A 22698-nucleotide genomic window follows, 5' to 3' on the forward strand; every position below is an offset into this window, starting at 1 on the left:
GAAACCGATTTGAGTGTCCAAAGTAACGCTCCTTAGAGTTCAAAATCAGCTGGGTTAAGGCCCAGCTCAAGGCAGACCAAACGGCAGGCCGCTTTTTCTTGGGCGTCAAAGTCGCCGTCCGACGCACCGATGGCACAGCCCACGCGCACCAGGAGTCGGGACGCGCCGGCATCGTTCTTGATCTTGCCGATGACCTTCAGTGCTTCGGCTTGGCCGAGTTGAAAGTCGAACTCGAACTTTTCACAGTGTGCGTTGAACGCCTTGATCACATCGCCCATGTCGAAAACTTTCAACTCAGGCGAGTTTTGGATGAAGCCGGTCATCTTCTGTTTTTCCTCAGAAGAGATACCGCCGGATGCAGCTGAGATGAGAGCGCAATTGGCGGTCATCGCATCTAGAAATTTCTGATTCTTGAACTTCGAAACTTCGGTAGTTAGTGCTTCACGCGCTGCTGCTGCGTTTTGCTTAAGCCATGCAAACATGTTGTGTTCCCCCAAGGGCGGGGTCGTATGACCCCGCCATGATTTCTATTTGGACCCTGCAGTCCACCTCATGCCCCAGCCATAAGCCTGGTCCATGAGTTTGTGGCCTCGGTGGAAGTCCACCCGCCGAGAGACCTTAACGGCACCGTTCACGTTTTCAAGCATCGCTATGGCACACATTGGTTCACGGCCACCCTCTTCATTGAGACGCACCTCAATGTCAGGCTGACCAGGAATGTAAATAGTCACCACTCCATCGGTTTCTTTCCAAGAAGGCGAGCCCTCATAGATGAAGGCGAACACTAAAATGCGGCGAATTTCACTCCATTGTTTGCCATTGATATGCAACCACTCGCCACCGGAAACAGAGCCAGTACGGTCATCGCCCATCAGCTGTATGTATGGTTCCCGATTGAGACTGCCGAAGGACTCCCCGAGGGCTTGAACAACGCCCTTCTCGCCGTCTTGCAGCTCGTACAGGCAACCAACGTCCAGGTCGACGGATTGGCTTCGCTTGAAGAAGCCGCCCGAGCTGCCTTTGTTCCAGTTCAAGTTCACCTTGATTTCGCCGAAACCGGCTGCCGTCTTTTCAAGACTGATAGACGATCGTGTTTTATCGAGGGTGACCTTGCTCAGACTAATCGTAGATTTAGGTGCAGCGGCCGGAGCAGGCGGCGGCGTTTGTACCACTGGAGCAGGTGCAGGTGCAGGGGCCGGCGCTGGTGCGGCGACCTCTACACCAAAGTGCTTGGCCAACGGCTCAAGGCCGCCATTGAAGCCCTGGGCCACACAGCGGAATTTCCAGTCACCATTTCGGCGATAAAATTCGCCGAGGATGAGTGCTGTTTCCTTCATGCCACCGGTTGGGATTTGAGCTTCAATTCCACCCGTCACCACAACCGAAAGTTGTGACACGCGCTCAAAGCTCGCCTTGTTCTCGTAGATCGTGGCAGTGAGCGCCACTTTCTCAACTGCAGACTCAAGACGACTCGTATCGAGTGAAAATACTGCGCGCCCAGCCGAGGATTCGGTCAGCTGAACAGCGCCACCCAGAATTTGAGGCTGGCCATAGAAACACATGTCGCCATCGCCTCGGACTTTGGCCGAGGCGCCCAGTGCGAAGGCCGATACGTCAATGTCGGCCCCCGGGATAGGCGAGTAATTGATATCAACGCGAAGCTGGCCGCTGGCAACCGGCGCATTACCACCAGGTACGAGATTAGCCATTAGCGTAACGCCTGAACGGCCAGAGTGATCAGGTCGTCAGCAGTACGACCATTCGTGGTGGTGCCGATCGCCTTGAATTCCCAGTCGCCATTTTCGCGAGCCAGGCTCGCCATGACGATGCCGGTGTGCCCACCTTTTTCAGAAAGGTTGAAGCGTGCCAGCTCGGTGTTGTTGCTGCCATTCACGATACGGCAGTAGGCCTTTTCGACCTTCTCAAAAGACTGGCCCGTGAATGAATTAACGGTAAAAATCAAGTACTTAACGGAGGCTGGCAGGCGCTGCAGGTCGACATTAATGGTCTCGTCATCGCCTTCGCCATCGCCGGTACGATTGTCACCGGAGTGCTTGATCGAACCGTCCTGGGACTTCAGTTGGCGGAACCACACCAGGTCGATTTTTTGGTAATCGCTGTTCAGCAAAATGCAGGAAGCGTCGAGGTCGATCTCGGAACCACCACCAAACATCTTGCCGAGGAAACCGCCCGCCTTGACTGGGTCCCAACCCAAACCAAGGCTGATGCTGGTCAGCGAACTGCCGGCCGTTTTAGCTAGGGAGATGGATTGCTGTTTTTGCAGGGTAAGTGCCATGGTTACGCTCCTTGTTGGTCATCAGTGTTCGCGTGTCGATCAGGGTTGACCGCCACTTGCAGGTTAGCGTGCGCGACATTGCTCACACCCAAATTCCCGCTTCTATCTGCCCGCAGGCGAAGACGGCGCCATGCGGGGTGAAAGTGTCGCCAGTGTGCTTCTTGCGCCGCGGCCAACAACTCGAAATCACCGCGGGTGTCACCCCATGCTTTAAGCCGGTACTGGCCGAGCGGCCCATACACAGCCTCAAGTCTGAGTACTTTGTTCTCGCATCTGCAGTTGTTGCCAGTCATGCGTCCGGTCAACAGACCGTCTACCGCCTCAAGCTCGGTGCCGATCAACTTGATGCCAAGTCGATCCGCAAACGGCTGGAGCACCAACGCTGGGGACGCGGAGCAGAGAGTAACTACTGCACCTGCCTCTACTTCGGCGGCGACAGATTTTAAACCTGAAGGGCGCATGAGCTGTTCCCAAAACAACCCGCAGAATTTCACGGCCTGCTCCTGCACCCATTTCATTTCTACGCCTGTAAGAAACGTGCTGATCAGCTGTGCTTTCAACTCATCACGATTCAAACGCCGAGCCAGGAATCGAACGCTTGGCAGCGCAAGCCGCAAAATGCGTCGATTGAATTCCCGGGGTCCGAAGGCAAACTTCAGGAATGGAACGAAGCTATCGTGCCGGGTCAGCGTGCCGTCGAAGTCAAAAACTGACAGCACCTGACGTCTTTGCCCGCCAGCATCGTCAAATTCCAATGTCATCGCGCAGCCTCGGCCAAACGGATAGGGGCCTCAATGGGTCCTACATCTGCTTGCCGAACCCCGTGCCACTCCGCTCGTTCAAGGATGTTGACCGCCCACTTGTAATGGGTCGCAGGTTCGCACATGGCATCGTTGTGCTTGAACACTGCCGGAGCAACGTCACTGACAATCATCTTCGCGCAGTTGAGGTCTTCGAGGCTTACGCGCAACGTGTCCTGGATCGTGCTGATCTGCGATGGATGAATCGCCGTCTTCCCTACCATGCCATGGGCAATGTCGAGTTCCAGCTCCTCCATCAGCAAATGCGGTGTCGCGAGTTGCTCGAACACCGGTGCCGTCAGTGCGAAACCTAGGGACCCCATGACGCCTGCCAACATTGGGATCACGTAGCCCATAGGGGTGCTATAGAGCGTTGTTGCAGGATTCCTTCGAAGTCCAAGACTTCCCATCAGGTCGTTCCCACCGATACGTAGGGCGATAATCCGCTGATTCAGGTTCCCCTTCAACGCCTGGCCCAACTCGACCATTGCCCCAGGGTTGAACACGTCTGTAGTTTCCAGCGTCGGCATGAGGTACAGCGCCGGGTTCGTAACGGCCTGTTCCCATTCCCCGAGGTTGCGTAGGGTCAATTTCGGCACAACGAACCCATCAATGTGGGCCATCAACGGCCAATCATTAAGCACAGCAGCCATCACCGAGTCTCGGGGACGAACAAACAGCAGCGGACCATCGGACGGACGCCCACCGCGCTCGTTGATCGCGGTCAGCAGGCCATTCAGGTTTCTCAAAGCCGTGTCGACGTCAATTTCCGCGACCGCATCCTCCAGACACACGACCAAAGAACGTAGTTCTGGAAGTTTTGTGCGGAAAACCACATCAAGCAGATCCGCACGTGTGGCCGGCATGTAGAGCGTTGCCCCCAGGGCGTAAGGAGAAAGAACTTTCATCAGCTCACACTCCGAATGATGGTTACCGCCCGGTAAGGGCCTAATGCAGCACCCACTTCTTCTACAGCGACCCCAGCGCCCTCAGTCAGGTGCATGAGCAACTGAACATCAGTGTCGCTACGGCTGCGTACCAAGACGTGATCCGGTACGCGACGCAGTACCGCGCGGGTTGCTTCGGCAATACCAGGCTTTACTCGATTGAGATTGGTAATGCCGAACTGGGACGCCAGCGACTTGACTACGTGCGAAGCTGCACCCTGCAGTTCAAAACGCTGGGTATCGGTCCATGGAGAGGCTTGAGGAACCGTCCCCAGCGCCTTTCGCTTCTCCTCGATCTGCTCGATGAACTCGCGGGTGACATCGTGCTCACGCAGATGGTCATAAACCACACAACCATGCAGACCTCCATCTGCGGGCCAAATGGAGCGCGAAACCAGACCAGACACCGTCGCACCAAGGATGCCGGAGGGGATAACCCAGTCTTCAGCCGACGCGGACAACCACGCCCGGCCGCAGGGATCTGCCAGCACAACAAGCCGAGGTTCCTCAGGAAAACGTGAGTCGCCATTGAGGCTGCGCTGAATCTCACCAGAGATAGCGCCCTTCCCTGTCCAGCCATCGACGAAGACGATGTTCTCGGCACCATGTGCCTGAATGATGGCTTCGAGGGCGACCTTATCTATCCCCCGATCCCGAACGATGCTGATTCCGTAGTGGTGCGCATCTCGACCCATGTCGAGCAGGGCCCGACGCAACAACACGCCGAGCGGCAGGCCAGCACGAACGAACGACACGAGCACAATTGACGGACTCGTGCATGCCTCGCTCAGCGCCAGCGCCAGGGACTGAACGTCCATGGCCATGCGAGTACCGTTTTGTTCAAGTGCGCGCTCGTATAGGGCTTTATGCACGGCAGTCGGCGCACTCTCCAGGCTGATCATTTCGGAGTAGTGCTTCTGCTTCGACTGAATCAGACGCTCCTTCTCCAAGACATCAGTGGTTTCCATCTGAACGGCCTGCAGCAGAAACTGAACATCATCTGCTGCATAGCTGCCGCTCCCTACGGTCACCAGACCCGCAATGGCCTTAGTCATGGATTTTCCCTCCAACCAGCTTGGCCAATTGGCTACGCGCAGGGGTCGCCCACATATGACACTCCTGCATGAAACCGAGGTCAGTGATGCTGTCCCCAAAGCCCAGCACCGGACGCTCACCATTGGCCTCACGATCACGGCGCAACAATTCTTGAACGGCCACTTCCTTCGACAGGCCCAACGGCAAGAACGCGAGGTTGTTGGAATTTCCGTGGATGTGCATCCCTTCCAGTAAACCGCGAGCCTGTACTTCCGCGAGTACCGTTTGCAGGACTTCATCGTTGGATTCGTTGTGCTTGGTCACCACGTAGTGGCGCAGGCCTTCTTCCTCGACAACCCATCCGCGCAAGGAAATGCCAAGCTCCTTACCAATGGCGAGGGTTGCTTCACTGAGGCCTGGCAAGCGAGCCTGATAGTCAGCAAGAACATCGCTCATGCGTGCTTGCCATTCCTCGTCAAGCTTTCCATCAGGACCAAGGATTACGCCGCCATGGGAGCAGACGGCACCGTGCATGAAAGGCAGTTGCACACGACTGAATGCTTCAACGCTGCGCGCTGTAACTGGGATCACGTCGGTTGTGGATAGGAGCCAATGGGCAAGGGAATGTTGGACCGTGCTCATGTAGCCATTGGGTTGACCCTCAATATCGAGAGTCGCAGTGACCCGCGGCAAACCTTCTGGCATTTTGCGAGCAGTCTGGAACAGGGTGTCGTCGAGATCGACCAGGGCGAGGGGGCGCTTATTGACCATCGACAATCACCTCCGCGTTCAGGGATTCAATCAGCGAGGCGGACACAGCCTGCACAGGTGTTTCCGAGCAAATCAGGACGCGATCAAACTGTCCGGGGCTCACGTTGTAGAGGAAGTTGGGGATACCGAGACCGTAGTTGTCCGCGAACGACAACACGTGACCGATGGCATGGCCCAGAGCGATTGGCGAGCGACTGGTTGAACTGAAATGCACATCTGCGCCAGCACGCTCTAAGCGTTCAGCGAGCAGAAATGGACGCCAGACGAATTCACTGGTACCGATCACAAGTACGCGCTCACCTGCTTTGACGTTCAGGTTCAGGTCCAGGTCCAGAGCCAGGGTGTCTTCGACGACGCGAATACCATGACGCCCCCAGTCACTCTCCGCCGTCAACGGCCACTCACCAGGCTCGATGGTATCAACGGCCGGCATTTCCGGTAGCGGCGCCTCAGCGTCCTCGTGGAAGGTGTACGAACCCTGCAACAGCGATACCTGATGTGCTGAGTCCCCAATGGTTTTGCGAACAGCATCGCCGGACCAATCCGTCAGTACGCACGTCACCACGCGCTCGACCTGAGTCAGGCCGGCATCGACCAGTGCACGGTGAAGATTGATGAAGGTCTTGCCGGTGGAGGCTTCGTCGTCGACCAGCACCAGCGAACGGGCATTCAACATCATTTCCCGAACATCGGGATCGACAGGCAGATGAATGAGATGAGCGCTGGCGTGGCTATGCTCTTCTTCAAAACGGGCGAACAATTCATTGCCCGTCGGGTGACGTGTGCTGACCATGTAGACGGTGTCAGGGCGGGTCGCGCTGAAGGCACGATGTACGCCGGCACCCAAGCCAACTGCTGTTTCCGCCATGCCGATAACGAGAACAGGCCCTGGCAGATCTTCTGGTATTTGCGCCGCGAGACTGTGAAAGCTCGCGTTCATGATCGAAGGACGCACAGGGACATGGCGGCCCAGTACTTTGGACACGAATAGAAACGCACGCTTGGGATTACGGCGCTCGGCGAAACCGAACAATGAGCCCGGGTCGATCTGTGAGGCATCGACGGTGACATCGAGACGCCCGCGCATCAGTTGTGCGCTTAGCGCTTTTGTTACTGCGTTACTTTCCATGAAACAAATTCCTAGGTTAGCGTGAGGTAGGTAACCTAACGTCTCGTCCGCAGCTTTCAAGGCAAAATAGGGGCTAAAAATTCTTGGCCTCGACGCGCCACATAGATGCTTGGGCCGAGCGAGCTAATTCAGCAGTGGTGAACGTCTTGCTGCTGGATGTTTGAGGTGCATCGACGCGGCACGCATCCAGAAAGGAGAGGAGCAACGACGCCTTAACCGCAAAATTCATATTTTGAGCATCAGGCATTGTCGACGTGACTAAACCGACTACGGCACCTGATGAATCAAACAAGGGAGATCCGCTAGAGCCTGGTTGGATGGCCGCGGTAAATTGCAAAAGGCTTGAATCGTTGTGGAGGCCAAACAACGCCGACACACCACCCTGGGTAACGTGCACACCGCCGCCGGCAAAACCTGACAACGGGAAACCCAAAGCAGCAACAGATTCGCCTAGGTCACAGCCAAAGCCCTTTTTGAAAGACACTGGTTTCAATGCGGGGGATTCCATGACTCTGAGGAGAGCGATGTCGTTACGCTGATCGATTACGACTGGCTCCGCACGATAACGCCCCTCAAAGGAGGAAATAGATATCTCACTCATACCCTCGATTACGTGGGCACAGGTGAGCACATGGTTCTGCGAAACAGCGAAGCCGGTACCGGTTGCTCCCGTGCGCGATCGATTAGGATCACCTGTACGACTGCGCCCTTTGGGATGAGCGTCATTGATATCGATGCCAATCCGACGCCCAAGGGCTGCCAACCCATAAGCCGAACCCTCAGCTAGGGCACGAAACTTCCATTGTTGATTACGGATGTAGAACTCGCCGATGATGATCGCCGCTTCACCGTTATCATGAAGGTTTAATCGGTATTCGATCTGTTCGTCCACAAGCAGATGCAACGAACGAAGCTCGCTTACCGGGCCGGCAGCGGAAAATGTGTACGCGATAAGAAGCACCCGATCGCTGCCGGGCGGGAGGGCTGACAGGTTCAACTTACAACCAACCTTCGCTTGGTCGCCGCTCCACTCCATCCATGACTGTGTAGTCTGGAATAGTGCAGCCTCACCAGTGGGTTGGCGTTTGTCATTTACCGGCAGTATGGCCAGCGCCGCGTACTCCCCGAAAGCCGAGGAGTTTCCGCATTCCAGAGTCCATTCACTCCGTGCACCTGATACCGCGGTGTTTGCGCCTGGCGCGAGCACCATCATTCCTTAATTACTCCTTGAGTGCCAAAACCACCGCGCTGCAATGGTACCAAACTTCAGGTTTCTCGATGCCTCAGGATGTCATTTTGGCACTACAGCTGCAACGGTGACCCCTTTCACACGTACGTCTGGCCGCCAAACGGTAGCTGGCTCAGGGAGATTCAGGCGGCGCGTAGCAAATATGCCCGCCAAATTGACGCCAGCCTCCCGGGTATAACCAACGCCACCAGAGTAGCGCGGGTTAATTTCCAACAAGTGGGGTATACCCTGCGCATCATCCTTTGTCTGAACGTTCACAATTCCGTCACACTGGAAATGCTCGGCCGCTTTGAGTGCAAGCTCAACCGCTGCACCATCGTTTTCAAAAATCTGATGGACGCCGGTCTTCCTCCGGGCCACGAACGCGATCGCTCGGCCAGCCTCGCAGACCATATCGACCGAACACTCGCTCCCGGGCATGTAAGGCATCACAAGCATCGCTGGCGGCGTTGCTCTTTCGCTGTAAGCACGCATGTATGTAGCGAAATTCGCAACCCGTGCATCAGGATCAGCAAAGCAGCGAAAAGGATCAGCACCCTCTTTGAAACGCCAAAAGCCTTGGCCATAGATGCCGACTGCGGGTTTTACGCAGACCTCACCCGACGCCGAAAGAGTTTCGTAAGCAGCAAACATATCCTCAGCATTCGTAGCTGTGATCGCCGGCACGCAAGCCAAGCCAGCACGCTCTGCCTCAGCAGTAAACCTGCTCTTGTCATCAACGAGGTCGAAGGTTCGCATTGATGTACCACCGGTTACCAGCACCAGGCCAGCTTCCTCGAAGCTAGCCCGGGCCTGCTCAAATACACCCCCCAATCGGCCTGCCAGGATTACTTTGATGCCATAGGTGCGTGCAGTCGAAATCACCCACGAGATCCGCTCTTCAGCACCACGAGGCTCGGTGAAACTGATATCTGCACCAGCCGTGATTTCAGGGCGATCGTCGCGATGCGAGGCGAAAATCTTCACCTCAGGTGGCAGCGCATCACGCGCACCTTGAATAATGTCGCGCTGGCTAGACTGCCCTTCGAGAAACCAAATCATGTTTTAACCTCACTTGTAGATGTGCACTGACAGTCAAACCCTATGACGGGGACTGACAGCATCCGATGGTTCAACCGGAACATAACGAGTCCCGCGGTAGCGTCAAGGCAATGCAGCGCGTTGCTCCAGGAGAGCGTCATCACAAGACAAGCTCCCATCCACAATTTGGATTTCAGGTTTTAAAACTGGACCGCTTGCATGCGGTTCCTGCACTCATAAAGTAATTCGGGACGGTGGTGGTGAGGCAAAACTAGGCGGGGTCAGCCGGAGAAAAACAAACAGCATCGTCATTTTCGAGTCGAGTCCAGTTAAGAATGGGCACCGATCGCAACATTTTTCTAACAATTTTGCAGCGATATCAAGTAAGTCGTCCACAGACATTCTATTTCAGCGTATGAAGCTGCAGGGCAACTGAAGCTCACCCCGTACCGTTCTCAAGTTTTGAACCAGTAGAAGCGCAAGTGGCCCAGACTATTGAGGCCCTCATGGTGATCAGCCAAAACGCGGATACACGATATGTTTTCCACGACCCCAACCCGATTGCAGCTCGCGCGTACTTGTTATGTACCACATGGCAGGAACGGCTGTACAACTGCACTGTTGGCGCTGATTAAAAACTGACCCGGTGGGGATGCGGCGGAAATCTTGGACTACCTGGAGGTAGTTCGTGTATTCACCACCGCTCAGATTAATAGGCGGTGCGCCGAGACCGGACGCCAGCCTGGGTGATGGGCACATTTTTTACGCCATCCGGTGCACTGGTCTTGCGGTGGTGAGTTGTGGAGCAATGGGGTCACTGGGCATAGCAATTTTTTCATTCGGGTGCTGACATGATTTCTCAGATTTTGCCAAATTTGAATAGCTAAGTCCTTCTCTTGACTGACGCCCAATGCGCTCAGTCAGAATATCTAGGATGATGCATATTACGGCTTTCATGACACGAATATTTTCTTATCAATACAGAATCGAATTATATTTTTTAATAGACTCACCAAGTTCTCAACACTCAATTGCACGCGAATACTATTGGTGGCAACATAGGGCTCAGAAGAATCAGCACCTTGGATCACAACACGTCAGTGTCGTGACATGTGAGATACGGCCCTAGCCGAGCGGCAATTCATCACAGACAACGGAGTTACATAGAACGCATTCGTTATACGCATGTTCCACCTTCAGCGCATCAGGAGACCGGACGACTAAAGCACGAATATCTATAGAATGCATTAACAACGCTTCTAAAATACCAATATACTGAGTGCGCATCGCCACATACATTTTATCAACCTTATTTAACTCACATTGAAGTATTAAAATTTTCTCCTGCAAATTCCTACACTTGGCATCTTTATCAAGTGTCCATTTGGAGATAAGTGAGGATTGCAATACGACATCAATCTCAAATTGATATTTTCTGATAGTCTCCCTTGAGACTCCTGCGTAAATGGAGAATTCTTTTTGACTGTATGTATACTGCACAGAGCGATCGCGATAAAAAACAATCAACTCCAACAGCTTACTTCTTAGATACTCCTTGAGTCTTTCCCCCCTATAATTCATACAACCTCCTCAATGATCACTCTTTTTAAAAATCTCTGTCAGCAAAAAATTAGCAGACTGCTCTACGTTTTCAAAATGCTTATATTGAGGACTTGACTTACCACCGGCGTTGACTATATGAACTCTGATCAAACTCGCGTCGTGAGCTATTCGCTGAATTTCAGACCTTTGCTTTTCATTTTGCGAGTCGACAATAAGCACCTCGCAGGGCTTGCCATCACCGCCCTTTGCCAAACAGGAAAGATGATTTTGACAAGGCTTGAGTGCAAGATTATGAGCGCACCCGCCATGAGGCATTGGGTTGATAACACGAATAGCAGCCGTAAGATAATCTTCGGCCTCCTTACGATCTGCTATCTTAAGATTATTGAACGTAGTCTGTATCAATCCCACCGCCTTGTCCTCCCTAACGCGCTGCATCATATCTTGAAGTATAAGTGATCTACTTAATGCCGAGGTGTGGTCGTATATTTGAGCTTGCGTATAATCCGCTCGTCCTAAAATAATATTCACCTGAGCGTCCGAAAGCCCGCCCTGCTTATATACAGTATTGAGCCAATGACGGATATCATGCCAAGTAAACGCTGCAACAGTGCCTGTTCGCGGATCAAGGATATCAAATTTTCTAAATAGTGAGCCACCCTGTGCTGACGTACCGCCCAACCAACTTATGAACATCCCGTCACTAACTTTTCTAAACTCGTTCGACCTTACGGATTTTGAATAGGTCAAAAGATTACGCGAAATAACGAACAACGAGTCCTCAGGCTCTAATAACGTTTTCGAGTTTGCACGAATTGTCGGCGAGATCGAGCAATAGAACTCCTCCTCATATTTAAAGTCGCGTTCAAACGGGTATACTTTATCTTGGAGCTGACATAATAATGCATCATCAAATACCCCTCTCACTACTTCCCGCATCCAACTTCTCGCAGAGACAGTCACCCCACAATTTTTTTCCATACACTTCGCGGTTATCGAATGAGGGGGCGGTCTCAAGGAGCAAGTGCAACGCCTGATGTAAGGTGTTGCCATGTCTACCCAATACAACCACCTGAGTACCCAGGAGCGCGTCACCATTATGGTGATGCTATTTCAACGGCAACCACTGCGAGCTATCGCCGCTTTGCTGGGCCGTCACCCTAGCACCATTAGTCGTGAGATCAGACGTAACCCCCACCAGCATCACTATGACGCCGCCCAGGCTGCCAGCAGGGCTCAACAGCTTCGGCAGGTACCCCGCCGCCAGCGGCGTTTGTCTCCAGATTCAGAGCTGTTTCAGGTGGTTGTCGAAATGCTCCGCATTGGCTGGTCACCGCAACAAATTGCCCGCAGACTACGCAGTATCTGGCCCGGCCAACCCGAGCGACATGTGAGTCACGAAACTATTTACCTCACCATCTATGCCTACCCACGCGGCGAACTGAAACGTCAGCTGGTCAGTTATTTGCGTCAGGGTAACGGCAAACGTCGTAAGCGAACCCAGAGCAATGTGCGTCGAGAACGCTACCCGGCACAGCTGAGTATTCACCTACGCCCCCCTGAGGTTACAGATCGTCTGGTACCTGGCCATTGGGAGAGCGACCTGATCATGGGCGCCAATAATCGCTCAGCGGTTGCCACCATGGTCGAGCGTACGAGCCGTTATGTAATTCTCGCCAAGCTCGAAGCCCCCACCGCAGAGGCGGCGACGGAAGCCATTGTTAGGGAAATGTCGCGGATGGCGCCATCGCTATTAAAAACCATGACGCATGATCAAGGCAGCGAAATGGCCCGTCATGCCGAAATCACCGCACGCACGGGGATGAAGATTTACTTCGCCGATCCACACTCGCCTTGGCAGCGTGGCAGCAATGAAAATACGAACGGGTTGTTACGCCAATACCTTCCCAAAGGCACAGACCTCTCGCTGGTGACGCAGGCACGGCTGGACGAAATAGCCGATTTGCTCAACACCCGTCCTCGCCAGACATTGGGCTGGAAATTTCCGGTTGAGGTGCTGGTGGATTATCTTCAGCTCAGCGCGACCAACAAGCTCGAAACGATAAACTGATCGTGACGAGCAAGGCCCGCTTGAGCTCCAACCAGTTACCTGGTGGAGGCGTCTGATGGGTGTTTCTGTCGTGGCATTGCAGGCCGTCAAATCGCCGATAGAGGGGGGGTTGTGTATAGCCATTGTTTAAGCGATGAAAGGGGGGTTGTGTATAGCCGCTGTCTCAGCGACGGAAGAGCTTGTCATGGGGTAAGCTTTCGGCAGTGAAAATCGTGTGCAAGCAGATCGGCTCGGTTCGGTCAGACGTCCATTGATGATGATGTTTTGGAAGCGGGATTGCGTTCGCTTAGCAAGTGCAGAAAAGTTAACTGACTGTTGCACTTGCTCCTTGAGACCGCCGGGTGCATCCGCAGTTTCCTCTGCCAGTTTTCAACTTCACAGGTCACTGGAGCAAGTTCATCCCAACTTTTCTCATACAGATAAACCTTTTGTGACATCGCGATCTGGTTATTTAACAAACGGTTAAAAACGCGAGTTGTAGTGCAGAGGTACGCCGCTGCCTTCGATGGCTTCTTGAATCGCTCTAGTAATCCTATAGCGTCAACGAACTGTCCGGTTGAAAAATAATAGCTTCCTTTTGGCGTGAACAGCCTATGTTCTTTTGTCCATTCGGATGCAAATTTTTTCGAAAAGTACCTTAGCGATTGGTCCGAACTCAGTATTTTCTTCCAATCTATGAATCGCCCCTAGTTTCGTAGACACCTCCAAGCCTCATAATGAGGCCCAAATAGGAGGTGCCATGAGTCGTCAGCGTTACCCCGAAGAATTCAAGATCGAAGCGGTCAAGCAAGTGACCGAGAAAGGCAAACCTGTCGCCGATGTCGCCCAGCGCCTGGGCATGTCCGTGCACAGTCTTTACGCCTGGATCAAGGTCTACAGCAAGCCCCAAGAGCAGCGTCAGCAAGACGACGATCAGCAGGCCGAACTGCGCAAGCTACGCGCTGAACTCAAGCGCGTGACGGAAGAGCGAGACATCTTAAAAAAGGCCGCCGCGTACTTTGCCAAGGAGTGCGGCTGAAGTACGCCTTCATCAAGAAGCACTCGACTGATTACCCGGTGCGGCGCCTTTGCCAAACCGTCAAGGTGCACCCCAGCGGCTATTACGCCTGGCTGGCCGAGCCTCAATCTGCCCGAGCAAAAGAAGATCAACGTCTGCTTGGCTTGATCAAACACGCTTGGCTGGAAAGCGGAGGTGTATACGGCTACCGCAAAATTCACGATGACCTGCGTGAGCTGGGAGAGGAATGCGGCCGAAATCGAGTCGGGCGCTTGATGCAGGCGGAGGGGCTGCGTTCTCAAACGGGCTATCGGCGGCGTCCAGGGTTCTATGGTGGAAAGCCAACAGTGGCCTCGCCCAACCACCTCGCGCGGCAGTTCAAGGTAAGTGAGCCGAACAAGGTCTGGGTGACAGATATCACTTACATCCGCACCTATGAAGGGTGGCTCTACCTCGCGGTAGTGCTGGATCTGTTCTCACGCCAAGTAATTGGTTGGTCAATGAAGCCAAGGATGTGCAGCGACCTGGCTATCGACGCGATGTTGATGGCTGTTTGGCGACGCAAGCCTCAGCAGCAAGTTATGATTCACTCAGATCAAGGCAGTCAGTTCAGTAGCTCGGATTGGCAAAGCTTTTTGAAGGCCAACAATGTAATCGGCAGCATGAGCCGGCGGGGAAACTGCCACGACAATGCCGTAGCCGAGAGCTTTTTCCAGCTTTTGAAGCGAGAGCGAATCCGACGAAAGATCTACACAACCCGTGAAGAAGCCCGAAGTGATATTTTCGATTACATCGAGATGTTCTATAACCCTAAACGCCGACACAGCAGTGCTATGCAGCTGTCTCCAGTAGAGTATGAGAAACGCTATTTCCTGAGCTTGGAGAGTGTCTAGAAAACCAGGGGCGATTCAATACCGTTCAAACGAACGGCGACAGCAACCAATGCGGCGTAGGCGAAGAGCCTGAAAAGCGCTATGGTCGCACCTGGGCTCAATACGGCGAAAAACCAATGTCGGCTGCTGATGCGATCTCTGAGCGACTAAAACATATGCGCAAGGGCAAGCCTTTTTCCCGAGTGGTTTTTGCACAGATAGGGTCCCGTGCAGCGGTCGATAAAGCACTGTCCAGGCTCATACAATCAGGCTGCCTGGAACGACTTGTTCGCGGCATCTACATGCGGCCCAAGGTCAGCAAACACATCGGCCGGGTTCGACCCAGCCCACTGAGCGTCGTGATGGCTATCGCTAAGGCGAACGGCGAGACGATTCAGATACACGGAGCTGAGGCTGTTCGCAGGTTGGGCCTCAGTACGCAGGTGCAGGTGATTCCGACCTACTACACCAGCGGTGCGACTCGCGACATTAGGATTGGTAATGCAGTGGTTTGTCTCAGGCATTTGTCCTATGACAAACTGCAGCACGCAGGAACGAATGTGGGAACGGTGCTCACCGCTCTGCACTACATTGGGAAAAGGGGGCTCTCATCTCAGATCGTTTTCAAGGTCGTCACTACCCTGGGCCGTGACGATCTGATCACCCTTAGAAACTGCCGAATGCCACGATGGATGCGGTCGGCTGTGGATGAAGCGTCAGCGAGCGCTGCGACCCTGCACTACGCCAAGGTGCGGGATCGCGCCATTAACGTGTTCGGCAATAGACGGTTGGCCGAGGAGTGGTTAGCGCGCCCGTGCAGTTATTTGGGCGGCGACGTGCCCCGGGATGTTATCGACAACCCTGAAAGATTTCACGCTGTCGAGGCCTATCTGGAACGCATCAATTATGGGATCTATCAGTAAGCCCATTCCCCTGGTCGGGATCATGGTACGCATGGTGGCTCGACCGTAATCGACGAGGATTGCTGCTATGACCATGGTCGATGAACGAGCTCGGAGCCTGATCCATACCTGGGAGTTCTTGCGCGAACTTTCTCGGAATGACTCGCTCCCAGAGTTGGTGCGATTGCAGGCAAAACAACTGTTGCGGCATTACCCAGAACCGGCGGCGATTCATCTCGAGGGCCGGTCTGAAGCGGCATGCCGATTAGCGTTATCTCAACTGGCAGACGCTCATGAAACTCTCAAGCTCCCGCCAGTGTTGGGGCTTTGGTTGGACGGCGAACCATTTCTCTGTGATGAAAACGGCTGACCGGAATCTGCGGAACGCGCAATCAGGTCACGGTACGGCCGACCACTGATCGACCAGGTAACGTATGGTAGGGTAGCGTGTGTGGTGACGCAGTGAAGTGAACCGCCCCCATGGTGGCCCGAAATTCCCGTGCGGCATCGGTCTCGATCAGGGCTTGCAGGGTGTCCTGGTCAATGGCCTTTCTTATATCCGCCACGCACTCCTGATGATCTGGAAGGTTTCGCCATAGGCACGTTCACCCTGGGCAACCACCAGCGTGCGTTCGAATGCGGCGCGTGTATCAGTGTAAATGGCGTTATGCATCCTCCAGCGGCTCCCGTTCCTGCCCAACGGGTTGTTCGCGGTCTGGAAACTCGCGTCCTACAGGCGGGGCGTTTTCCCAGTCCAGATCAATCCCCAGTAATTCAGCACGCCATTGGACATAGCCCGTTTCGATCAGGCGCTGTGCCTCCTCATCCGGCAGCCCCATACGGGCGCAACGCTCCAGCTGGTCATCAACCCAGCTGAGAAAGTCGCGACGGCTTAACGGACAGCAACCAAAACGGCGTCCGAGCTGATCCGCAAGGGCGGTGCTCATGCATACCTCCGGGTGAGATTTTTGCCAGTCTAGCCGGCCTTGGTCTTCCAGTCCTAGGGGTTCTGGTAGCCAGCGGTCACAAAAAATCCAACCGAGGCGGGATATTGGGTAGGGGGCAATTCAGCAATTGATCTATTCTCCCTATTAAGGCAGGGGACGATATAGTGTGGCTCGATGAAGGCCCTTGGAGAGGTGCACTGCCACGATGAACTGCCGATACAGAACATTATGAATCGCACTTAGCTTCAAAGTCACGGTGCTACTGGACTACCCCAGAACGGTGGCTCCCGCCGGCCTGAACCGTACCGAGATTCCGACTAGGGCGACAATGGCAAGCACCAGGACTGTTCCTGCCAGAGCACTGATCTTACCTTTGATGGAGCGCAACTATATAGATGGTCAGGCGAAAGGTGTGCTTACCCTCATAGTTGTGGCGAGGCTCGAAAGCCCTAAGCTGCGCTGAATAGTGACGATGTTTCCGCATATGCTGGAGATGTCTTCGGGGGTAGTCCAGAATACTGGGCTACCTGTCCACAAGCTTCGGGACAAACCATAGAAACTCTACCCAACCAAGGAACATTCAACAAACCATCTCATATAACGCAAATCATCACTGAAACTCCACCCACATCTTAAACCTGGGCTAAACTGTCTTATACCTTTAGCCTATGAACGTTTGCGGGCGGAGAAGAAGAGATGAGTATCTCATTTTGACGCGACAACTCAATAATTCGGTCGTGAGCCTCTAGCAGTAAGCTCTGAGACAAATCACGATCAGCTTCTAACTGGGAAATCCTCTGCTGCAGCGTATTGACTCTCAGTCTAAGCTGATCAGATACTCTTTTCTCTTCAGAAGGTTGACGATTCTTTGAAATCCAATCCTGAATCTCACTTATTAATAAAGGATAGCGACTTTTCCTAAGTGCGGAAGGATCACGACCAGCTTCTTTGGCGACGTTATTTTGTGAGACGGGCGATTTTGAATCGACAACCCTAGGATTTCCATTCTTAAGTCTACAGAACGCTTCACGAAAAGCAGCTTCAGCACCATCCTTAACTTCTAACATTAATTGCCTCGATTAACTTACTTGCCACAACTCGCTGCTTATCTAAGCTTTGATAAGCGGGAGTGCCCTCATCTATGTCAGGCAAAATATAAGAAACATTTTTTAAAAAGCCAACAACAAAAGACAAATTTCTTTTATCGACTAACGCCTCATGGCATGAGCCACAATCAACCAAATTATCAACACCACCGAGACTGCAGAAAGTCTTTGAGAGACATACACCAATCAGTGTCTGCCGAATCTTAAACTCCCCAGCCTTAGCTTTCTTAACTAGCTGTACCAAGTCAGCCTTTGCGAACAGTTGTATCATAGACTCCGTATGCTTATCACCTAGCGGCGAGAAAAAACTATCAGAAACGAGCTCCTTTGCACTGGCTGCAATCTGACGATAGACCTCTTCTACAAATGAGTATTGAATATCTTGATTTAATGATAACCCCCCTCCTCCCTTACCGTAATAAGTTGACATCGCCTGATATAGGTGTTTCATTTGATACTGCTGAGAGTAGCCACTTACTAATCCATATCTTGAAGAATTCACCATTAATGTACGTCGTAACTGATGATATGCAAACATCCATTCTTTGCCTACCGAAAACACTTTTAGGTCGAGGTCAGGTGAAACCTGAAGGCTTTCATCCAGATCAGATTCCCTTATTAAAATCTCACTATGTAAAAACAAACCAGGACTTACTTTCTTCCAAAAGCGATAGGGCAACCAAGACCGAACGTTAATGTCACGCTCTGCATTTTTAGTCTTAGAGGGCAGCCAGGGTTCGACGCCATAAACCACTAAAAAGGGATTAGCAATGTCATCTGCACTCAAGGAAATCCTTGAGTCCATTTGCATCACGCTCATTCTTAAATCTGAAATAATCGACAATACCTCCACAGCCTTCCTTGAGACCTCAGAGGTGATCCAAAGCGCACTCGGGTCGTCTATTGTTTTTTTGGTCATTGCTCTCAGATAATAAACATCTCCCCATCCCTCTACACTTTCCACTTCGATGCAGTCTTTACGAAGTGTTGCAGCCTCTGATATACGCATACCACTAAATGCAACCAAGAAAGCCTGAGCCACAAATGATATGGCATTAAAGTAACGGCCAAAGGGCTTAGCTCCAGCGTTACTAGAGAATGGTTTTTCATCTGCAGAACAAATTAACTCCCTTATACATGAAAGCACTCCGTATTCACTTGCAATGCTAGTAAACGTACCAAACTTCACCTTTCCTGTCGGATTTACCTGCCTAAAAGGGGATAGTGACTTCAAGGCTCCAGACCGACATGCCTTCTCGATAGACCCCGCGTTAGTAACATATGCATCGAGCATAGTATTAAACAAGTCAATAAATGACTGTTTTCTACTCAAGAATGAATCTAAAAAGTACTCCAGCCTATTACATTGATAATCCCAAATCCTGGTGGGTATGTAAGGAGTTTGCTCACTCGGCTCATCAAGAGAAATGAGAGCATTCATCGTTGAAAGATAACCAATATCCGGCCCATGAAATCCGAGCATATTTCTCGCATGAAATATATCAGACAGAATTGATGACAACTTACCAGCGGAAGCACCCAATCCAACATGCCAGATTGCAAACTCCTCGCAAACGCGAGGATACCTACTCAACTCGTCAAAATTAACTTTACGAGAAATGCAGAAGTGCATTGCTTTTTTGAGCAACTCAAACTTTCCTACCATCGTCCTGAAGCCAAGCCTTTTATGGTGAACAAACTGGCAATAGGCGAGGAAAATTCTTAGTAACTCGTAATGATAAGAGTCTAAATTATACCTAGATGACCTATCATTAAAAAAGGCTACCCGCAATGGTTTTCCTGCATACGTAGAGTAATCATAAATTGAGTCCCCGTACCTGCTAATCACCACTCCTTTCGAACTCACGACAATAGGATGATCCATTGGCGGAGGAAAAATAGCGATATCGGCCAAGACATCTTTTGAGTTTCCAGAGTCGCACCCCAGCTTTTCGATTGTTTTCCTCATATTTTTACTGACGTTCCAGCAGCTCAATAAACCCACGCCAATAAGGATGATAATTTTCCTCTAATATACGTTCTGATGCTTCACTGTGACTCTCCTGCAACGCTGCCTTTACAATAAACTGACTTTCAACATCAGCGATTCTCGCAAGCAAACCTTCCAGGGGCGTTATTGAATCACTTAGCGCCGCTGCTTTTGAGCAAGCATACTCCAGACATTTTAGTTTTTTATAGCTAAGCAATGCCCATATATAGTCCATACTCTCCTCTCCACGATAATGCACACAGAATAAGCAGCCTGCCGGATTTATGCAGTCGGGTTCAGGAGAACCACCCGCTACAATTGGTATCTTTTTCCCTGACTCTCCACTACACCCCCCAAACACAAGGGCAGCCTTACGTCGATCATTAACAAATTTAAAAAAATCACTCCACTCTTTAGACGCCAACTGATGGTTTGGCAAAAAATAACTTCGGAAGAATGTTCTCCTAGAGTGCTGCCCTAACTTTAGCACGTCATCTATATTTCCACCTTCCTGCAGAACTTTATTTAGCGCACACGTCCTCAAAACCGATGCAGGAACAAAGGGCCTTCCGAGCAAAGACATCAAAGTTCTCAATCGTCTATCCTGTATATTACCACTTCTGTATTTACGGGGATGCCTAATAAACGGAAACAACTCGTCAGATGGGTTATTTTCAACTAAGAACGCCCTAAACTCTAAATATCTCTTAAATCTGCCTGAGTAGCCTGCAGTTATCGAATATGAAACCTCACCTCCCTTCCGATCCTTATAAGCATGATATTTCGTACCGTTCTCTGTATAGGTCATCCTTCTACTGGAAAACTTTAACTTCGAAGCCTGCTCAAAGTTTGCAGAAGTATCGTTAATAAAAAGCATCATTTCACATATCAATCTTAGATTGACATGCACCCTGAATGCCCAAACACTGCTATCTCTAACATCAATCGACTCACTTTCTTCACGCCATCTTTTTTTAGAAACAACAAAATTAGAAACACCACCATAAGAGTAAAACAAATTATCACTTGACTTAGATGTAATGCATACCGGGAGAGGCCCAGAAATATTTGAAATAGAAAGACAGTCAACCACGTCTTCCAAATCCTCAATGTAGCTCGCCACTTTAGGGATATATTGGGATTTAGCAGGTCGTTTGAATCTTCTCGGCGGCGTTGAAAATCGACAACTCCGCACCAATACATTACTGGCAATACCACATACATAGGCAACTACAACGCCAGCGCATGAAACAGTGCCTCTTGCAGTCGTCGACATTGGCTCTTTCCTCGCATGCCGATCAGACAACTCTCTTCCCCAAGAAATGAACACCTCCATCAAGTTATTCAAACCAACATCTGCACCAACAAAGTCAACATGAGAAAAAAACTTCCTCAAGGCATTAAAAAGAGCTCGCACTGTCGAAACTCTAAGTCCACCAACGATTCGCCCCTCTAGATACTCATGCATTTTAGCGATAATCGGTATCCTCGACTCAATCGGCGCCCCCAGTTTTCCTTCCTGCCAAAGCCTGCAACTGACCCGCCTTTTCATCGCTGAGGCGCCACTAAAAGCAAACACGCCAATATTATAAGGAACATGAATAGCACTGTATTGGAGGTTCGTTATTTCGTAATCTGAGAATTTCAAACAATAAGCCCTTCAACTTCAGCCTCAGAACAATCAAAATCCAAATCAAAAGAATCAATTACAGCTTGCTGCTTAACGAATGAAATATATGCCAACGATGTTTTCTCGGATTTATGCATCAATAATTTTTGTACCAACGAAACAATGGCCGGCAGATTTTTCGCACCCAACTTCACCAACCCCAACACCGCGATCTCACTGGCAAATGTCGCTCTGGCAGCATGAAACTTAAAATCTAATATATCTATTCCACTCTGGAGAGCAGCAGCCTTCATTCTAAATATTTGGACGTTCACTGAACTGCTTTGATCCTTTCCCTTTCGGGCGTAAGCTTTGCCACCTCGATTAAGAAACACCAGATCCTTACAGTATTCATCTGCTTTATTAGCACGTATCAATCGCCTAGCACCATTACAGTACTTTCTAACCAGTTCAAGAACTGCCACAGGAATAATAACACGTCCATTGACGTTAAATTTCGTAGCCACTGGCGTACCACGCGCTTTCGGCCCAACACTTAAGTAGTATGTATTTTTGCTTTCAAAGCAGGGCACACAATCTAAAAGCGTTTGAACCTTCAAATCACATATCGTCCCCAGCCTCATACCCGTTGAAAATGCCATAAGCAGCATAAGATATAGCTCTTCACTAGCAAATTTCTTCGCACTTAAAAGGACTGCCTGTTTTTGTTCCTTGGTGAGAGGTTCCAGACCATATTCAAGATCTGTATAGTTCGCCTTCCGATTAGGGATCGACAAGTCCCGCCTATAAGTAACTAACGTTCTTTTAACCCCCGCCGCGTTAAAAATCGGTATTTCGTTCCTTTCCTTTCGAAATGGAAGAACTTTTCTGTCAAGCATCTTCATCTCAAGCAACCAATCATAAAATTTCAAAACGTCATTCATCCGACGCTTACACGTGGAGGGTGCTAGCTCACCGTCGACCCTGAGCTTTACAAGGTAGCCTCGAAATATAACCAGGCATCGTTCAGCGTACTTGTCAGGAAACACATCCCAACTTAACCGCTCACTCTCGAGGAAAGACATATAGAATTTCATGGATACTGCTATTGCATGTAATGTTTTGATATCTCTAAGCCCTAAAGAAACAAGTTTCGCTTGGTTAAAAAACCAGAGATTCACTTCATGCCAAGGGTGCCCCGATTGCCAATACAACTGCGGGACATCTGAAATCGTCTCAGCCGCACTCCTCCCCTCAAGGCGAGAACGAATCAATCGATCTCGCAAACTGAAACGCTCACACAATTTGAGCTGGATAAATTCGGCACGTGCCATAGCTTATCTCCGGTTCGATTTACGTCCATGACAACGAAGTAACCAGTCCATGTCAATAGA

The 22698-nt window shown here is 51.2% G+C and carries 20 protein-coding genes and 2 pseudogenes; 5 read left to right on the forward strand and 17 right to left on the reverse strand.

Going from position 1 to position 22698, the window contains the following annotated elements; translation table 11 throughout:
• Positions 1–32: 32 nt before the first annotated feature.
• From ACWHXD_RS26325 to ACWHXD_RS26380, 12 genes are all read right to left on the reverse strand, one after another.
• On the reverse strand, positions 33–482 hold the full coding sequence (locus tag ACWHXD_RS26325) for a tellurite resistance TerB family protein (RefSeq protein WP_033896478.1): 450 nt from the start codon (positions 480–482) through the stop codon (positions 33–35).
• A 45-nt stretch (positions 483–527) separates the two neighbouring features.
• Entirely contained in the window at positions 528–1709 is a 1182-nt protein-coding gene (locus ACWHXD_RS26330; RefSeq protein ID WP_033896477.1) for a TerD family protein, read from the reverse strand.
• On the reverse strand, positions 1709–2296 hold the full coding sequence (locus ACWHXD_RS26335; RefSeq protein WP_033896476.1) for a TerD family protein: 588 nt from the start codon (positions 2294–2296) through the stop codon (positions 1709–1711). Before ACWHXD_RS26335 ends, ACWHXD_RS26330 begins: the two co-directional genes overlap by 1 nt.
• A 2-nt stretch (positions 2297–2298) precedes the next feature.
• On the reverse strand, positions 2299–3057 hold the full coding sequence (locus ACWHXD_RS26340; RefSeq protein ID WP_236300089.1) for an HAD family hydrolase: 759 nt from the start codon (positions 3055–3057) through the stop codon (positions 2299–2301).
• Complete coding sequence (locus tag ACWHXD_RS26345; RefSeq protein WP_236300086.1) at positions 3054–4004, reverse strand: HpcH/HpaI aldolase/citrate lyase family protein; 951 nt, start codon at positions 4002–4004, stop codon at positions 3054–3056. Before ACWHXD_RS26345 ends, ACWHXD_RS26340 begins: the two co-directional genes overlap by 4 nt.
• Complete coding sequence (locus ACWHXD_RS26350; RefSeq protein WP_236300083.1) at positions 4004–5098, reverse strand: cysteine protease StiP family protein; 1095 nt, start codon at positions 5096–5098, stop codon at positions 4004–4006. The genes ACWHXD_RS26345 and ACWHXD_RS26350 overlap by 1 nt, the downstream gene beginning before the upstream one ends.
• Positions 5091–5849, reverse strand: a complete 759-nt coding sequence (locus ACWHXD_RS26355; protein ID WP_236300080.1) for an HAD family hydrolase — start codon at positions 5847–5849, stop codon at positions 5091–5093. Before ACWHXD_RS26355 ends, ACWHXD_RS26350 begins: the two co-directional genes overlap by 8 nt.
• Positions 5839–6978: a phosphoribosyltransferase domain-containing protein gene (locus ACWHXD_RS26360; protein WP_236300077.1), complete on the reverse strand. Its 1140-nt coding sequence runs from the start codon at positions 6976–6978 to the stop codon at positions 5839–5841. The genes ACWHXD_RS26355 and ACWHXD_RS26360 overlap by 11 nt, the downstream gene beginning before the upstream one ends.
• A 73-nt stretch (positions 6979–7051) precedes the next feature.
• Complete coding sequence (locus ACWHXD_RS26365; RefSeq protein ID WP_236300074.1) at positions 7052–8191, reverse strand: trypsin-like peptidase domain-containing protein; 1140 nt, start codon at positions 8189–8191, stop codon at positions 7052–7054.
• A gap of 78 nt (positions 8192–8269) precedes the next feature.
• Positions 8270–9268 (reverse strand): ATP-grasp domain-containing protein, encoded by a 999-nt coding sequence (locus ACWHXD_RS26370; RefSeq protein ID WP_236300071.1) that lies wholly within the window; start codon positions 9266–9268, stop codon positions 8270–8272.
• Between the two features lie 1104 nt (positions 9269–10372).
• A complete protein-coding gene (locus tag ACWHXD_RS26375; protein WP_236491289.1) occupies positions 10373–10828 on the reverse strand; it encodes a hypothetical protein in 456 nt (151 codons plus the stop codon).
• Positions 10829–10837: 9 nt separating this feature from the next.
• Positions 10838–11749, reverse strand: a complete 912-nt coding sequence (locus tag ACWHXD_RS26380; protein ID WP_236300053.1) for a hypothetical protein — start codon at positions 11747–11749, stop codon at positions 10838–10840.
• A gap of 112 nt (positions 11750–11861) precedes the next feature.
• On the opposite strand from ACWHXD_RS26380, the gene ACWHXD_RS26385 reads away from it, so the two are divergent.
• The 5 genes and pseudogenes from ACWHXD_RS26385 (at position 11862) to ACWHXD_RS26405 (ending at position 16022) form a co-directional block, all read left to right on the forward strand.
• Positions 11862–12881: an IS30 family transposase gene (locus ACWHXD_RS26385; RefSeq protein WP_236300051.1), complete on the forward strand. Its 1020-nt coding sequence runs from the start codon at positions 11862–11864 to the stop codon at positions 12879–12881.
• Between the two features lie 739 nt (positions 12882–13620).
• Positions 13621–14771 (forward strand): IS3 family transposase gene (locus ACWHXD_RS26390; protein WP_236300048.1). Its coding sequence is split into 2 segments (ribosomal slippage): positions 13621–13855 and positions 13855–14771, totalling 1152 coding nucleotides; the frame shifts between segments, so codons are not numbered across the junction.
• 116 nt (positions 14772–14887) lie between these two features.
• Positions 14888–15382: pseudogene (locus ACWHXD_RS26395) on the forward strand (DUF6088 family protein); the annotation flags it as partial.
• Positions 15383–15481: 99 nt separating this feature from the next.
• Positions 15482–15673, forward strand: a pseudogene (locus ACWHXD_RS26400) (antitoxin Xre/MbcA/ParS toxin-binding domain-containing protein); the annotation flags it as partial.
• A 67-nt stretch (positions 15674–15740) separates the two neighbouring features.
• Entirely contained in the window at positions 15741–16022 is a 282-nt protein-coding gene (locus ACWHXD_RS26405; protein WP_236300045.1) for a BPSL0761 family protein, read from the forward strand.
• 295 nt (positions 16023–16317) lie between these two features.
• Here the strand turns inward: ACWHXD_RS26405 and ACWHXD_RS26410 are convergent, their stop codons facing one another.
• The 5 genes from ACWHXD_RS26410 to ACWHXD_RS26430 form a co-directional block, all read right to left on the reverse strand.
• Positions 16318–16599 (reverse strand): hypothetical protein, encoded by a 282-nt coding sequence (locus tag ACWHXD_RS26410; protein ID WP_236300030.1) that lies wholly within the window; start codon positions 16597–16599, stop codon positions 16318–16320.
• 653 nt (positions 16600–17252) lie between these two features.
• Complete coding sequence (locus tag ACWHXD_RS26415; RefSeq protein ID WP_236300027.1) at positions 17253–17666, reverse strand: hypothetical protein; 414 nt, start codon at positions 17664–17666, stop codon at positions 17253–17255.
• Positions 17653–19674 carry a hypothetical protein gene (locus ACWHXD_RS26420; protein ID WP_236300011.1) on the reverse strand — a complete coding sequence of 674 codons (2022 nt, stop codon included), beginning with the start codon at positions 19672–19674 and terminating at the stop codon, positions 17653–17655. Before ACWHXD_RS26420 ends, ACWHXD_RS26415 begins: the two co-directional genes overlap by 14 nt.
• A 4-nt stretch (positions 19675–19678) precedes the next feature.
• Entirely contained in the window at positions 19679–21343 is a 1665-nt protein-coding gene (locus ACWHXD_RS26425) for a hypothetical protein (RefSeq protein ID WP_236300010.1), read from the reverse strand.
• A complete protein-coding gene (locus ACWHXD_RS26430; protein WP_236300007.1) occupies positions 21340–22638 on the reverse strand; it encodes a tyrosine-type recombinase/integrase in 1299 nt (432 codons plus the stop codon). Before ACWHXD_RS26430 ends, ACWHXD_RS26425 begins: the two co-directional genes overlap by 4 nt.
• Positions 22639–22698 lie beyond the last annotated feature (60 nt).

Source organism: Pseudomonas fjordensis, assembly GCF_976987115.1.